Source organism: Streptomyces sp. NPDC018964, from assembly GCF_044390325.1.
GTDB lineage: Bacteria > Actinomycetota > Actinomycetes > Streptomycetales > Streptomycetaceae > Streptomyces.
This window is the reverse complement of record NZ_JBIRYZ010000001.1, coordinates 582218-595461: the sequence shown is the minus strand read 5'-3', so window position 1 is coordinate 595461 and position 13244 is coordinate 582218. Positions and strand designations below refer to the sequence as shown.

The 13244-nt window shown below is 73.1% G+C and carries 14 protein-coding genes and 1 pseudogene; 6 read left to right on the top strand and 9 right to left on the bottom strand.

Features of this window, described 5'->3' with window-relative positions; all coding sequences use genetic code 11:
• Positions 1-5: 5 nt before the first annotated feature.
• From ACH5AO_RS02705 to ACH5AO_RS02675, 7 genes and pseudogenes are all read right to left on the bottom strand, one after another.
• On the bottom strand, positions 6-1082 hold the full coding sequence (locus ACH5AO_RS02705; RefSeq protein ID WP_398921036.1) for an ABC transporter ATP-binding protein: 1077 nt from the start codon (positions 1080-1082) through the stop codon (positions 6-8).
• Between the two features lie 5 nt (positions 1083-1087).
• Positions 1088-1915 carry a molybdate ABC transporter permease subunit gene (modB, locus tag ACH5AO_RS02700; RefSeq protein WP_398921033.1) on the bottom strand — a complete coding sequence of 276 codons (828 nt, stop codon included), beginning with the start codon at positions 1913-1915 and terminating at the stop codon, positions 1088-1090.
• A complete protein-coding gene (modA, locus tag ACH5AO_RS02695) occupies positions 1912-2709 on the bottom strand; it encodes a molybdate ABC transporter substrate-binding protein (protein ID WP_398921030.1) in 798 nt (265 codons plus the stop codon). Before modA ends, modB begins: the two co-directional genes overlap by 4 nt.
• Positions 2710-2871: 162 nt before the next feature.
• Positions 2872-3267, bottom strand: a complete 396-nt coding sequence (locus ACH5AO_RS02690; protein WP_398921090.1) for a molybdopterin-binding protein — start codon at positions 3265-3267, stop codon at positions 2872-2874.
• A gap of 93 nt (positions 3268-3360) precedes the next feature.
• A pseudogene (locus tag ACH5AO_RS02685) lies at positions 3361-3767 on the bottom strand (LacI family DNA-binding transcriptional regulator); the annotation flags it as partial.
• 268 nt (positions 3768-4035) lie between these two features.
• The gene (locus ACH5AO_RS02680) at positions 4036-4236 is read right to left on the bottom strand and encodes a DUF5999 family protein (protein ID WP_398921028.1); all 201 of its coding nucleotides are present in this window, start codon (positions 4234-4236) and stop codon (positions 4036-4038) included.
• Between the two features lie 315 nt (positions 4237-4551).
• The gene (locus ACH5AO_RS02675) at positions 4552-5136 is read right to left on the bottom strand and encodes a hypothetical protein (RefSeq protein WP_398921026.1); all 585 of its coding nucleotides are present in this window, start codon (positions 5134-5136) and stop codon (positions 4552-4554) included.
• Between the two features lie 563 nt (positions 5137-5699).
• Here ACH5AO_RS02675 and ACH5AO_RS02670 point away from each other — a divergent pair.
• Complete coding sequence (locus tag ACH5AO_RS02670; RefSeq protein ID WP_398921024.1) at positions 5700-7217, top strand: glutamate-cysteine ligase family protein; 1518 nt, start codon at positions 5700-5702, stop codon at positions 7215-7217.
• A gap of 79 nt (positions 7218-7296) precedes the next feature.
• Positions 7297-8097, top strand: coding sequence for a CPBP family intramembrane glutamic endopeptidase (locus tag ACH5AO_RS02665; RefSeq protein ID WP_398921021.1), 801 nt, complete (start codon positions 7297-7299; stop codon positions 8095-8097).
• Between the two features lie 54 nt (positions 8098-8151).
• Here the strand turns inward: ACH5AO_RS02665 and ACH5AO_RS02660 are convergent, their stop codons facing one another.
• Entirely contained in the window at positions 8152-8961 is an 810-nt protein-coding gene (locus tag ACH5AO_RS02660; RefSeq protein WP_398921019.1) for a PhzF family phenazine biosynthesis protein, read from the bottom strand.
• A 140-nt stretch (positions 8962-9101) separates the two neighbouring features.
• Here ACH5AO_RS02660 and ACH5AO_RS02655 point away from each other — a divergent pair, with 140 nt between their 5' ends.
• The 4 genes from ACH5AO_RS02655 to ACH5AO_RS02640 all read left to right on the top strand — a co-directional run bounded on the left by ACH5AO_RS02655 (position 9102) and on the right by ACH5AO_RS02640 (position 12670).
• Complete coding sequence (locus ACH5AO_RS02655) at positions 9102-9728, top strand: PadR family transcriptional regulator (RefSeq protein WP_398921017.1); 627 nt, start codon at positions 9102-9104, stop codon at positions 9726-9728.
• 178 nt (positions 9729-9906) lie between these two features.
• Complete coding sequence (locus ACH5AO_RS02650; RefSeq protein ID WP_398921014.1) at positions 9907-10440, top strand: Clp protease N-terminal domain-containing protein; 534 nt, start codon at positions 9907-9909, stop codon at positions 10438-10440.
• 46 nt (positions 10441-10486) lie between these two features.
• On the top strand, positions 10487-11488 hold the full coding sequence (locus ACH5AO_RS02645; protein ID WP_398921011.1) for an EamA family transporter: 1002 nt from the start codon (positions 10487-10489) through the stop codon (positions 11486-11488).
• Between the two features lie 225 nt (positions 11489-11713).
• Complete coding sequence (locus ACH5AO_RS02640) at positions 11714-12670, top strand: DMT family transporter (protein ID WP_398921009.1); 957 nt, start codon at positions 11714-11716, stop codon at positions 12668-12670.
• A 79-nt stretch (positions 12671-12749) separates the two neighbouring features.
• Here ACH5AO_RS02640 and ACH5AO_RS02635 read toward each other — a convergent pair whose 3' ends face one another.
• Entirely contained in the window at positions 12750-13226 is a 477-nt protein-coding gene (locus ACH5AO_RS02635) for a hypothetical protein (protein ID WP_398921007.1), read from the bottom strand.
• Positions 13227-13244: the final 18 nt, after the last annotated feature.

The window sequence follows — 13244 nt, the reverse complement described above, 5'->3', positions numbered from 1 at the left end:
TGCGGCTACGCCGGGTACGCGTGCGTCTGCGTCGCCTTGACCGTCGCCCAGACCGTCGCACCCGGGTGCAGGTCGAGCTCGGCCGCGGCGACCGTGGTGAGGTCGGCGGCCAGGGCGAGTTCGCCGGTGAGCTCCACGCGGATCTGGTCCCCGTGGGTCTCCAGACCGGCGACCTCACAGCGCCAGAGGTTGCGGGCGCTGGAGCCGGTCGGCCGGTCCCGGTACAGGGTGACGGCACCGGGCGGGAACGCCACGAAGGCGGGACCGGAGAGGTCCTCCGTGGTGCTCACGGCGGAGCCCGCGTCGAGCCGCACCGTGTGGCCGTCGGCCCGCCCGCGGTACAGGTTGAGGCCGACGAGCTGGGCGATGTACTCGGTGCGTGGGTGGCGGGCGATGTCGGAGGGCGTGCCCTCCTGCACGATCCGGCCCCGCTCCACGACGACCAGGCGGTCGGCGAGCACCATGGCGTCCAGCGGATCGTGCGTGACCAGGACGGCGACGGCCTCGAACGCGGCCAGATGGCGGCGGAGCTGCGCGCGCACCTCCAGCCGGGTGCGGGCGTCCAGCGCGGCGAGCGGTTCGTCCAGGAGCAGCAGCCGGGGACGGGTGGCCAGGGCGCGGGCGAGGGCCACCCGCTGGGCCTGGCCGCCGGACAGCCGCCGGGGCTTGGCGCCCGCGTGCTCGGCCAGCCCCATGCGGTCGAGCCATTCGGCGGCCTGCGCGCGTGCCTCCGCCTTGCCGGCGCCCCGGCAGCGCGGCCCGAAGGCCACGTTGTCGAGCGCGGTCAGGTGCGGGAAGAGCAGGTAGTCCTGGAAGACGACACCCACCGGGCGGGACTCCGGCGGGGTGTGGCGCAGGTCCGCGCCGTCCAGCCGCAGGTGTCCGGCGCCGAGCGGGGCGAGGCCCGCGAGGGCGCGCAGGGCGGTGGTCTTGCCGGCCCCGTTCGGGCCCAGCAGGGCGACGACGTCACCGGGCGCGGCGGTCAGCGCGACGTCCAGGCGGAAGGAGCCGCGATCCACGACGAGGTGCGCGTCGAGGCCCTCGGCGGCCGGGTCCGGCGTCTTCCCGGCATTCTTCGGCATGACCATCAGACGGCCCTCATCCAGCGGTCCCGCAGCCCGGCCAGTACGGCGACGGACACCGCCAGCAGGACCAGGCTGAGGGCGATCGCGGCGGCCGGGTCGTTCTGCAGGGCGAGGTAGACCGCGAGCGGCATGGTCTGGGTGCGGCCGGGGAAGTTGCCGGCGAAGGTGATCGTCGCGCCGAACTCCCCGAGGGCCCGCGCCCAGGCCAGTACGGCACCGGCCGCGACGCCGGGAGCGATCAGCGGCAGCGTGACCCGGCGGAACGCGGTGAAGCGGGAGGCGCCCAGGGTGGCGGCCGCCTCCTCGTAGCGCGGATCGGCGGCCCGCAGCGTGCCCTCGACGCTGATGACGAGGAACGGCATCGCCACGAACGTCTCGGCGAGGACGACGCCCGTGGTGGTGAAGGGCAGGGTGACGCCGAACCACGCGTCCAGCCACTGACCGACGACGCCGTTGCGACCCAGGGCGAGCAGCAGGGCGACACCGCCCACGACCGGGGGCAGCACCAGCGGGAGCGTCACCAGGGCGCGGACCAGGCCGCGGCCGGGGAAGTCCGTACGGGCCAGCAGCCAGGCCAGCGGAACGCCGACGACCAGGCTCAGCGCGGTCGCCGTCGTGGCGCACAGCAGCGACAGGCGCAGCGCCTCCCACACCTCGGGGCTGGTCAGCTGCTCGGGGAGGCTGCGCCAGGGGGCGCGCAGGAGGAGGGCGAGGAGGGGCACGAGGAGGAACGCCAGGCCCAGGAGGGCGGGCGCGAGGAGGGCGAGGGGGACCCCGCGGCCGGGGGCGCGGGGGCGTGCCTTCCGAGGGGTTTCCCGACGGGTGGTCATGGCTTCAGGAACCCCGCCCCGCCCAGTACCTTCCGGCCCTCCGGCGACTTGACCAGGGCCACGAACTCCTCCGCCGCCGAGGGGTTCGGGGCGTTCTCGAGCAGGGCGATCGGATAGTCGTTGACGGCCTCGGCGGACTCCGGGAATTCCACGCCCTCCACCTTGTCACCGGCCGCCTTCACGTCCGTGCGGTACACGACGGCGGCGTCGGCCTCCTTCAGTTCGACCTTCGTCAGGGCGCTCTTGACGTCCTGCTCGTAGGAGACCGGCTCCAGCTCCACGCCGCCGGCGGCGAGGGCGGTCCGCGCGGCGGCTCCGCAGGGCACCGTCTCGTCGCACAGCACCACCTTGAGGCCGGACGCGGTCAGATCCTCGAGGGAGTCGATCGCGTGCGGGTTGCCCGGCACGGTGGCGATCTCCAGCCGGTTGCGGGCGAACGTGCTCGGGCTGCCCGCCGTGAGCCCCTCGTCCGTGACGAGCTTCATCGTTTTCGCACTGGCCGCCGCGAAGACATCGGCCGGGGCACCGCTGTCGATGCCGGCGGCCAGGCCGTCGCTGCCGCCGAAGTTGAAGGTGACCTCGGTCCCCGGGTGCTCCTCCTCGAAGCGCTCGCCCAGTGTCGTGAAGCTCTCCTTCAGCGAGGCGGCCGCGAAGACGGTGACCGCGCCGGTGACGCCCTGCCCGCCGGACTCCGCGGACGAGTCCGAGCCGGACGCGGAGCAGGCGCTCAGTACCAGTAGGGCGGCGGCTGCCCCGGCGCCGGTGATCCGGCGGGGCCGATGGGGACGGGGCATCTCGGAGTACTCCCTCTGGGGCCGGGGAAGAGCTCGCAGAGCCCTCCCGATACGCCGATCATACTGACGCATCTGCCAGGTGTTCACTCATTTCCCATTGCATGAGCCAGGGGAAGATGTCAGAGGGGGTGCATGTGCGTTCGCTCGGGTGTGCTGTGGTCGTCAGGTGCGGTCGATGTGGACGTTCGTCGACTTCACGCGGGCCGTGGCCTCCATGCCGACCTCCAGCCCCAGTTCCTCGACGGCCTCCCGGGTGAGCAGCGAGACGAGGCGGTGCGGTCCGGCCTGGATCTCGACCTGGGCGGCGACGTCGCCGAGCTTGATCGCGGTGACGATGCCGGGGAAGGCGTTGCGGGCGGAGGTGTACGGGGTGCCCTCCTCGACGGCACCGGCCCTGGCGAGTTCGACGGAGAACGCCGCCAGGGCCCGTCCGTCGACGAGCCGGCGTCCGCCGTCGTCGCGGTGGGTGGTGATACGTCCCGCGTCCGCCCAGCGGCGGGCGGTGTCCGGGCTCACGCCGAGCAGCCTCGCTGCCTGGCCGATCGTGTAGGACTGCATGCCGGTCACGATAGGCGGTGTCGCGGGCGCGTCAGCCCCGCTCGGCGGGAGCGGCCGTGTTCGCGCGGACGACGATGCCCGTGCCCGGTTCCACGCGGGGGAGCCCGCCGGGCCCACGACCACCGGCGGCACCTCCGGGATGCGCAACTCCTCGTGCGGCGCGGACTCCGGCACCGAGGTCACGAGGATGACGCCGTCGGACGCGCGGGCCCGCAGGTTGCGCACCCGCTCCCGGGCGTCACCGGAGCGCCCGTGGACCGCCGTCACCACCGTGCCCGTCCCGGCGCCGCGGACGATCTCCACGGCCCGGGGGTCGCCGAAGACGAGGCCGAGCAGGGCCGTACGGGAGGGGGAGGCGGCAGGGCGCTTGCGGTTGCCGTGACGGCGCAGCGGGTCCTCGACCCGGGCGCGGGTGTTCCCGGGGAGACGCCGGAGCGGCCGCTGACCGGGCGGGAGGCGGCCGGCACGGAGACGCCGGCCCGCCGGGCGATCTCCGTGATCGTGACTCCGCCCCCGGTACCGGCCCCGTGCTGCCGCTTGCCCCGTCTCCGTGACGAAACCCGCGGAACGTCCAGGAGCCCTCCGGAAGGCGGAGGCCCGTGGGAAGGCGTCGCGGGGCGGACTCCTGCGGGGGAGCGGCCGGTCTACCCCTTTCACGCGCCGGGTCACCGTGAGTGATCCGCCCCGACACGCGTCGGGGCCGGCGCGCGGGATGTTCCGCGTCCGGCCCCGGTGTCCCCGGGCGGACCCCGTTCCGCCCGGTCGTGCTCAGGCGGTGGTCAGGCTGGCGTCCCGGGGACGCTGCGGGGCGATGACGCTGCCGTCGGGCAGGAGCTCACCGGTGTCCTCGAAGAACACGACACCGTTGCACAGCAGGCTCCAGCCCTGCTCCGGGTGGTGTGCCACGAGACGGGCGGATTCCCGGTCGGCGGAGTCGGCTGAGGGGCACGGTGGCTGGTGCTGGCACATGGATGGGATCTCTCGCTCTGTGGTGACCTGTGAGTCGGCTGTCGTTTCAGTTCCGCGGCGTGAAGCTTCGCTCATGGCCGCCCCCCCGTTGTGATAGGTCGGTCGGAAACCAGTGTTGCCCCACGGACGAGGATCCGCAGGGATTTCGCGGCACCGCTCCTCACAGGTTGAGGACGCGTCACCCGTGCGGACGGTTCATCTCAACTGCACTGTCAATTCGGGTGGTTCGCCGTGGTCGGATGGGGCTAGTCCCCTGGGAACGGCACGTACCCCGCCGCGTCGGGAGTTTTGGGCGGCGGGGTACGCGGTGTCTTCTCAGGCGGGTGAGCCGAGCAGGCGGGTCGGTGCCACCCGGTGCGTCAGGACCGGGAGCAGGTCGGCGAACCGGTGCGGGCGGTGGGCCGCGATGCCGGGCGGTGCCGGGGCGAGCGGGACGAGCAGATCGTCGGCGGCCGGGTGGCCGGTGGCGCCGTCCGCGGTGGGATCGCCGTGCAGCCAGAGCGCCAGCATGTAGAGCCCCGGCACCGAGAGCAGCCGGGGCTGGTACGGCTGCGTCATGGCCTCGGCCTGACGCAGCGCGAACTCGGTGGAGGTGATGTAGGGGCCCTCGAAGAAGCGGGAGAACGTCCAGCCGTCGGCGGTGAGCACGGTGTCCGCGGCGGCGACCGCGCGGTCACCGGTACGGATCAGGAAACGCCAGCCGGCCAGCCGGGTCGTGGTTCCGCCGTCGGGGGCGGTCCGGTCCAGGACGTGCACGGGGAGGGGCAGCTCGGCCGAGGTGGGTCCCTGGGCGACGAGCAGAGAGGGGGTTCGGGCTTCGCGGACCGCGGCCGGAGAGGAGAGCGCGGTCAGGACGGAACGCAGTGCGGGCGTGGGAGCCGGAGGGACATGCAGCGGCATGGTGGGTCGCCTCTCATTCGAAGGCACAGTGGCGCGAGGGCGGGGCGGGGCGTGGCGGACGGCGCTGTCAGCTCGCGAAGGTCAGAGAGGCAGGGGCCGGGACCCGAGTCCGGGAGACGGGGGCGAGGAGTGCCGTACGCCACCTCTCGGCTGGATCACTCGAGCCGTGGGCGCCAACCTTCTGCCTTGTGCGCAAAGTTTATACGACGCGTGTTCAGACTGTGTTTCCGCTAGCTGTTTTCGACCGGCGGAACAAGGGTACTTCTGGCCGGTGAAACGCGAAAAACATCCCGATTTCAGGCAGGGTGCACGCCGATGACCTCGGAAAATGACCGCGAAGCGGTCGGCCAATTCTCGTCGACGTTTTTCACGAGTTCGCAACAGGCCCGCAAGTCGCCTTCCGCGCCATGCCCCGTGAATGTGCCACTGGTCACCGTCGACCAGACTAGCGGTCGATGGTGCCGTCCGGGGCGTTATCGATCGCATCGACGGGGCATCCTTGCCTGTGGACCGGGACCCCGGCGGACGATCTTGGGTCCGCCCGTGCGAGGAAGGACGCTTCGATGGGGGAGAAGGTCGTGGCAGGTCAGTTCGACCTCTCCGATCGCCAGCGCTACCGGGAGAAGCTCCGCAGCTGCCTGACGGGCTTGGAGCGACTCCTGGCGGAGAAGCGGTTCGACCGCCCCAAGAACCTCATGGGGCTGGAGATCGAATTGAATCTCGCGGGCGCCGACGGCATGCCGAAAATGTTGAATGCGCAAGTCCTCGAAAGGATCGCCAGCAGGGACTTCCAAACAGAGCTCGCCATGTTCAATCTGGAAGTGAACATCGCCCCTCACCGATTGGGCGGGCGGGTATTCGACCGACTCGACGAGGAGCTGCGCACTTCGCTCGCGTACGCCGACCGGAAAGCCGGTGAGGTGGACGCGGGGATCGTGATGATCGGCATCCTGCCGACACTGGACCGGGACGACCTGGTCTCCTCGAATCTTTCCGACGTCGACCGCTACGCATTGCTCAACGAGCAGATCGTGGCCGCGCGCGGTGAGGACTTCACGCTCGACATCGACGGTGTCGAGCGCCTCAGCTGCACCTCCAAGTCCATCGCTCCCGAGGCCGCCTGTACTTCGGTGCAGCTGCACCTCCAGGTCACCCCGGAGCGCTTCGCCGGCGTGTGGAACGCGGCCCAGGCCGTCGCCGCCGTCCAGGTCGCCGTCGGCGCCAACTCGCCGTTCCTGTTCGGGCGCGAACTGTGGCGCGAGTCCCGGCCCCCGCTGTTCCAGCAGTCCACCGACACGCGCCCGCCCGAGCTCCAGGCCCAGGGCGTGCGGCCGCGCACCTGGTTCGGGGAGCGGTGGGTGACGTCGGCCTTCGACCTGTTCGAGGAGAACCTGCGTTACTACCCGGCCCTGCTGCCCATCTGCGACGACGAGGACCCGCTCGAGGTGCTGGACCGGGGCGGCGTCCCCTCACTCGCGGAACTCGTCCTGCACAACGGCACCGTCTACCGCTGGAACCGTCCCGTCTACGGCGTCGCCGACGGCGTCCCCCACCTGCGCGTGGAGAACCGCGTCCTGCCCGCCGGCCCCACCGTCACCGACGTCATCGCCAACGCGGCCTTCTACTACGGCGTGGTCCGCGCCCTCGCCGAGGACAGCCGGCCGGTGTGGACCCGGCTGCCGTTCGAGGCGGCGGCCGCCAACTTCGACGCCGCCTGCGAGCACGGCATCGACGCCCGCCTCGTCTGGCCCCGGCGCGGCCGTCTCGGTGGGCTGGGCGAGGTGGACGCGGTCACCCTCGTACGGGACGAACTGCTGCCGCTCGCCGAGGCCGGGCTGGACGCGTGGGGGATCGAGCCCGCCGACCGCGATCTGTACCTCGGGGTGATCGAGGAGCGGTGCCGGCGGAGGGTGAACGGCGCGACCTGGCAGGCCGCGACCTTCCACCGGGCCCTGGACCTGGGCCTCGGCCGGGAGGCCGCCCTGGCCGCCACCACCCTCCGCTACCGGGAGCTGACGCAGCAGGGCGAGCCGGTGCACAGCTGGCCGGTGGGACTGCCGGAACGGGTGCCCGCGGCCTGACGCCGTCACCGGCCCCCCGGCCGGGCGCACAGCCGCTGCCCTCATACTGATCGGACCGATCGGTGATGTGGAGGCAGGTGTGCAGGCGGAGGCGGGCCCGGCGGCCGATTCGTACCCTGAGCGGAGGCCCTCGCGGACGACGTTCCGCGACGAGACGCTCCTCGTGCTCGCGCTGTCGCTCGGCGCGAGCGGAGTGTCGGCCCTGATCAGCTTCGTCGGCTCGGTCACCGAACCGGGCGGTCTGAAGGACCAGGCGGCCACCCTCAACGCCTCGGCAGCGCCGGGCCGCCCCTGGCTGGACCTCGCCTGGCAGCTCTTCGGGATCACCACGGCGCTCGTGCCGGTGGCGCTCGTCGCGCACTTCCTGCTGCGCGAGGGCGCGGGGCTGCGCACCCTCGGCTTCGACCGCACCCGGCCCTGGTCCGACCTCGGCCGCGGAGCGGCGGTCGCGGCGGGCATCGGCAGCAGCGGCATCGCCTTCTACCTGGCCATGCGCGGCCTCGGCTTCAACCTCACCGTGGTGCCGGAGGCGCTGCCCGAGGTGTGGTGGAAGTACCCCGTGCTGATCCTCTCGGCGATGCAGAACTCGATCCTCGAGGAGGTCGTCGTCGTCGGCTACCTGCTGCGCCGGCTGGACCAGCTGGGCTGGTCCCCGGGCGCCTCGCTGGCGGCCGGTTCGGTGCTGCGCGGCTCGTACCACCTCTACCAGGGCATCGGCGGCTTCATCGGGAACATGGTGATGGGCGTGGTGTTCGTGTACCTCTACCGGCGCTGGGGGCGCGTCGGTCCGCTGGTGGTCGCGCACACGCTGCTCGACGTCGGGGCGTTCGTGGGGTACGCGCTGCTGGCCGGCGAGGTGGACTGGCTGCCGACGGCGTGAGGCGGCGGCGAAGGGGCGTGCGGAGCGGCCGTACGCCCCTTCGCCGTACCGGGTTCAGACCAGCAGGTCCCCCTCGATGACCGTCACGGCCCGTCCGCCCAGCAGGGTGCGCCCGCCGCGCACCTCGGTGCGGACGCGGCCGGAGCGCGGCGAGGCCTGGAGGCCGGTGAGGGTGGAACGGCCGAGGCGCTCGGACCAGTACGGGGCCAGAGCGGTGTGCGCGCTGCCGGTGACCGGGTCCTCGTCGATGCCGACGTTCGGGAAGAAGCAGCGGGAGACGAAGTCGTAGCCGAGGGCGGGGTTCTCCGCGCGGGCGGTGGCGATGAGGCCGCGCTCGGAGTAGGCGGACAGGGCCTTGAGGTCGGGCCGCAGGGCGTGGACGGTCCGCTCGTCGGCGACCTCGACGAGCAGGTCCCCGATGTTCGGGCCGGTGTCGAACGCCGTGAGCGGCCGGGCGCCCAGCGCCTCGGCGACGCCCTCTGGGACGTCGACCGCGGTGAGCGGGGCGGTGGGGAAGTCCAGGGTGACGGAGCCGGCCTCGCCGGGCGTGGCGATGAGGACGCCGCTGCGGGTGGCGAAGCGCACCGGGCCCCGGTGCGCGCCGGTGGTGTACAGGACGTGCGCGGTGGCCAGTGTCGCGTGGCCGCACATCGCGACCTCGGTGGTGGGGGTGAACCAGCGCAGCGCCCAGTCGGCCTCGCCGCCCGCGGGGAGCGGGTGGGCGAAGGCCGTCTCGGCGTGGTTGACCTCCAGGGCGACGTTCTGCAGCCAGGGGTCGTCCGGGAAGGCGTCAAGCAGTAGCACTCCGGCGGGGTTGCCGGCGAAGGGCCGGTCGGTGAAGGCGTCGACGATTCGAATCCGCATGCCCTGACCGTACGGGTGGCGCGCGGTCCCGGGCCAAGGCCAATCCGCGGGTGGCGGCCCGGCCGAGGGTTGTCGAACGAACTGTTCCGATATATCGTTGAAGCATCGCGATGGATCAACGATGGAATGGAGTGGTTGCGATGCGTGCCCATGGTCACGAGCACGGACACGGCGGCCCGCGGGGCGGCCGGGGCGACTTCGAGCGGCTGCGGGCGGCCTTCGGGCCCTTCGGTCCGGGTGGCCCGGGTGGCCCCGGCGGCCCCTTCGGCCCGGGCTTCGGGCACGGCGGCCCCTGGGGCGGGCGAGGGCGCGGCGGACCGAGGGGAAGGGCGCGGCGCGGTGATGTGCGGGCCTCGATCCTGGCCCTGCTGAAGGACCGTCCGATGCACGGCTACGAGATGATCCAGGAGATCGCCGAGCGCAGCGGCGGGGCGTGGAAACCCAGTCCCGGCTCGGTGTACCCCACCCTCCAGTTGCTGGAGGACGAGGGGCTGATCACCAGCGAGTCCGAGGGCGGCAAGAAGCTGTTCTCGCTCACCGACACCGGCCGCTCGGCGGCCGGGGAAGGTCCCGAGGCTCCCTGGGAGGAGGCCTCGCGCGGGATCGACTGGGAGGCGCTGAGTGAGATCCGGCAGGCCGGCTTCGGCCTGATGGAGGCCTTCGGACAGGTCTGGAAGACGGGCAGCAAGGAGCAGCGGGAAAAGGCTCTCACCGTCATCAACGAGGCCCGCAAGAAGCTGTACCTGATCCTCGCCGACGAGGACTGACGGGTCGGTGAGGACCGTCGAGGGGCGTGACGCAAACCGGCGCGCGCCCCTCGGGCGGAAACACCCTGATCTCCTTCGCAAGGAGGAGATTCCGGCCCGGGGCGTCCGCTTCCCGTGGGACGCCAAGATGCTTCCCGCCGGGGATGCCCCGGGCCCGTGGGACTGATGGGGTGGGGACGTGCAACCCCGTATCCCCCGGCAACAGGCCCAGGAGCTCCAGGAGCAGGGCGTCCACCGCGCGGAGAACGATGCCAGGCTCGGCGCCGAACTGGCAGCGGTGGTGGCCGGTGCCCGGCGCAGAGCGGTCCGGGACGGGGACCGTCAGATCGACACCGCCCACCTGCTGCATTCGCTCCTGGAGTCCGACGCCGAGGTGAGGGCCGTCTTCGGTGAGGGCCCGCGGATCGCCCGGCTGCTCGGCTACCTGGTCCAGCGCAGCATCGGCTACGGCCTGCGCTGGCAGGGCGCGGTCGAGGACTCCGGCGGCATCCCCGTGGTGACCGAGGCCGCGGGCCTCTCGCCGCTGGCCGCGAGCTGCATGGAGTACGCCCACGAGCGCGCCGCCCGCCACGGCCGCGGCCCGGCGTGCGGTACGGACCTGCTCGCGGCGATCGTCGTCGACCCGCGGGCGCGTGCCGTCGAGGTCCTCGAACGCGCCGGAATCGACTCCCGCGAACTCGTCGCCCGGCTCGAGGTGCCGTCCAGCCGGTGAGACAGGTGCCACAAAGGGTGACGCTCCTGTCGGGGCCTGTCATCATGTGCCGGTGCCTACCTCTGCCAGCACCCTGGGTGACCACCGAAAAGGCGTCGGACTCGGCCTCGCGCTGTTGTCCGCGCTGGCCTTCGGAGGTTCCGGTGTGGCGGCCAAGCCGCTGATCGAGGCGGGCCTCGACCCGCTCCACGTCGTATGGCTGCGAGTGGCGGGCGCGGCGCTCGTCATGCTGCCGTCGGCGGTGCGCCACCGGGGACTCCTGCGCGACAGGCCCGGACTGCTCGCCGGGTTCGGCCTGTTCGCCGTGGCCGGCGTCCAGGCCTGCTACTTCGCCGCCCTCTCCCGCATCCCCGTCGGGGTCGCGCTGCTGGTCGAGTACCTGGCGCCCGCGCTCGTGCTCGGCTGGGTGCGGTTCGTGCAGCGGCGGCCGGTGACCCGTGCCGCCGCGGTCGGCGTGGTCCTGGCGGTGGGCGGGCTCGCCTGTGTCGTGGAGGTGTGGGCGGGCCTCGGCTTCGACGCGCTCGGTCTGCTGCTCGCGCTCGGCGCGGCCTGCTGCCAGGTCGGCTACTTCGTCCTGTCCGACCGGGGAGGCGACGGCGAGGAGGCCCCCGACCCGCTCGGTGTGATCGCCTACGGGCTGCTGGTCGGCGCCGCCGTCCTGACCGTCGTCGCCCGCCCCTGGTCCATGGACTGGTCCGTGCTCGCCGGCAGCGCGGAGCTGGACGGCACACCGGTCGCCGCCTTCGTCCTGCTGGCCTGGATCGTCCTCGTCGCCACGGTGGCCGCGTACGTCACCGGGGTGGTGTCGGTGCGCCGGCTCTCCCCGCAGGTCGCCGGTGTCGTGGCCTGTCTGGAGGCGGTCATCGCCACCGTCCTCGCCTGGGTCCTGCTCGGCGAACACCTGTCGGCACCGCAGATCGTGGGCGGCGCGGTGGTCCTGGCGGGCGCTTTCATCGCCCAGTCCTCGACCCCGGTGAAGGGCTCCGGGGAGCCGGTGGCGAGTGGCGGGACCGAACGGGAGTTGTCCACGCCGGGAACGACCGCCTAGGGTGCTGATCATGCACGCACGCGCACGTGTCCTCCCGCCTCCGGCCGCCTGAGGCGGGCCCTCCGGTACATCCGCCCGGCTGGTCGCCGGGCGTGACGGTGCTGCCCGCAGACGGAGTCCGCGGATCCCGCCGCCCCGGCCCCGGCCGGGACTGACCCGGGATCCCTTCCCGAACTTCCGCGCCCACGCCGACGCGCGTGGTGCGTACATCCGCGGAGAGAACACGTGCCGAACACCGTCTCCGGCCTGCCCGTCGGGCGAGGCCTCCTCTATCTGATCGTCGCCGGTGCCGCCTGGGGCACCGCGGGCGCCGCCGCGTCGCTGGTCTACCGGACCAGCGACATGGGTCCCGTCGCCCTGTCCTTCTGGCGCTGCGCCGCAGGCCTGGTCCTGCTGCTCGCCGTCCGGCCGCTGTCCCGCCGACCCCGGTCCGCCGCACCCGAGCCGTTCGGCCGCCGGGCGCTGCGGGCCGGGGCCACCGGCACCGGGCTCGCGGTCTTCCAGACCGCCTACTTCGCGGCCGTCTCCGCCACGGGACTCGCCGTGGCCACCGTCGTCACCCTCGGCGCCGGACCCGTACTGATCGCGCTGGGCGCGCGGCTGACCCTGGGGGAGCGCCTCGGGCGCGGCGGACTGGCCGCCGTCGTGGGCGCGCTCGCCGGACTCGTCGTGCTCGTCCTCGGCGGCGGGGGCGCGGCCGTGGACCCGTGGGGCGTCCTGCTCGCCCTGGCGTCCGCGGCCGGGTACTCGGTGATGACGCTGCTCACCCGCTGGTGGGGACGTGACGGCGGCACGGACTCCTCCGGTACGACCGTCGGGGCGTTCGCGGTCACCAGCCTGGTGCTGCTGCCGTTCGCCGCGGCCGAGGGACTGGTGCCGCACACCGACGACCCCGGCGCGCTGCTGTGCCTGCTGGCGTACGTCGCCTCCGTGCCGACGGCGCTCGCGTACGGCCTCTACTTCGCCGGCGCGGCCGTCGTACGGTCGGCCACCGTCTCCGTGATCATGCTGCTGGAGCCGGTGAGCGCGGCGGTGCTCGCGGTGGCCCTCCTTGGTGAGCGGCTGACGGCGGCCACGCTGGCCGGCACCCTGCTGATGCTGGGCTCGGTCGCGGGGCTCGCGGTGGGCGAGGCGCGGGGCGCGCGGGCCCGTGAGGGGGAGCCGGCGGCCGTGCCCGGGTGACGGCGAGGGGGTCCTTCGGGGCGGGGACCCTCCGGCCGGGAGGGGCCCGCTCCGGTGCTCCGTCGTCCGAGCGACGCGGTCACTCGACGATCTCGACGGCGTCCGGCTTGGGGAACGGCAGCATCTCCCAGCCGACGGGCCAGCCACGTACTCGACGCTCCCCTCGTTCGGCTTCGAGGATCCGGGGAACACGTAGCCTCCACCACTGGTGCGGATCCTCGTCCCGGCCGGGCCACGGAACGGTGGCCGCGCGGAAACGGTCGTCGAGCCCGGCCAGTTCCGGGAGCCGCGTCACCCGCACCCGCGGAGGCAGGAGCCGCCAGGCGCCCGCCAGCGCGTGCCGGCACCGGAGCTCCGCGTCGAACTCCGGCGCGCACCACGCATAGCCCTCCTCCACGTCCGTCACGACGTTCCGCCAGCTCTCGAACAGCGAGTTGAGTGTGTACGGCTCCCCGCCGGCCCGGTGTCCGGTGGTGGCTGAGACGGCGTGGCGCACCGCCTCGTACTCCTCGGCGGTCAAAGGCGCCCCGTCCGCGGGCGCAGGCGATCGGTCCATGGACCGACTGTCCCACGC

Coding starts and splice junctions, on each gene's coding strand:
- ACH5AO_RS02670 (WP_398921024.1), top strand. CDS start 5,700: ATGGGGGAGAAGGTCGTGGCAGGTCAGTTCGACCTCTCCGATCGCCAG.
- ACH5AO_RS02675 (WP_398921026.1), bottom strand. CDS start 5,136: ATGCCGCTGCATGTCCCTCCGGCTCCCACGCCCGCACTGCGTTCCGTC.
- ACH5AO_RS02705 (WP_398921036.1), bottom strand. CDS start 1,082: ATGCCGAAGAATGCCGGGAAGACGCCGGACCCGGCCGCCGAGGGCCTC.
- ACH5AO_RS02655 (WP_398921017.1), top strand. CDS start 9,102: ATGCGTGCCCATGGTCACGAGCACGGACACGGCGGCCCGCGGGGCGGC.
- ACH5AO_RS02680 (WP_398921028.1), bottom strand. CDS start 4,236: ATGTGCCAGCACCAGCCACCGTGCCCCTCAGCCGACTCCGCCGACCGG.
- ACH5AO_RS02660 (WP_398921019.1), bottom strand. CDS start 8,961: ATGCGGATTCGAATCGTCGACGCCTTCACCGACCGGCCCTTCGCCGGC.
- ACH5AO_RS02690 (WP_398921090.1), bottom strand. CDS start 3,267: ATGCAGTCCTACACGATCGGCCAGGCAGCGAGGCTGCTCGGCGTGAGC.
- modA (WP_398921030.1), bottom strand. CDS start 2,709: ATGCCCCGTCCCCATCGGCCCCGCCGGATCACCGGCGCCGGGGCAGCC.
- modB (WP_398921033.1), bottom strand. CDS start 1,915: ATGACCACCCGTCGGGAAACCCCTCGGAAGGCACGCCCCCGCGCCCCC.
- ACH5AO_RS02635 (WP_398921007.1), bottom strand. CDS start 13,226: ATGGACCGATCGCCTGCGCCCGCGGACGGGGCGCCTTTGACCGCCGAG.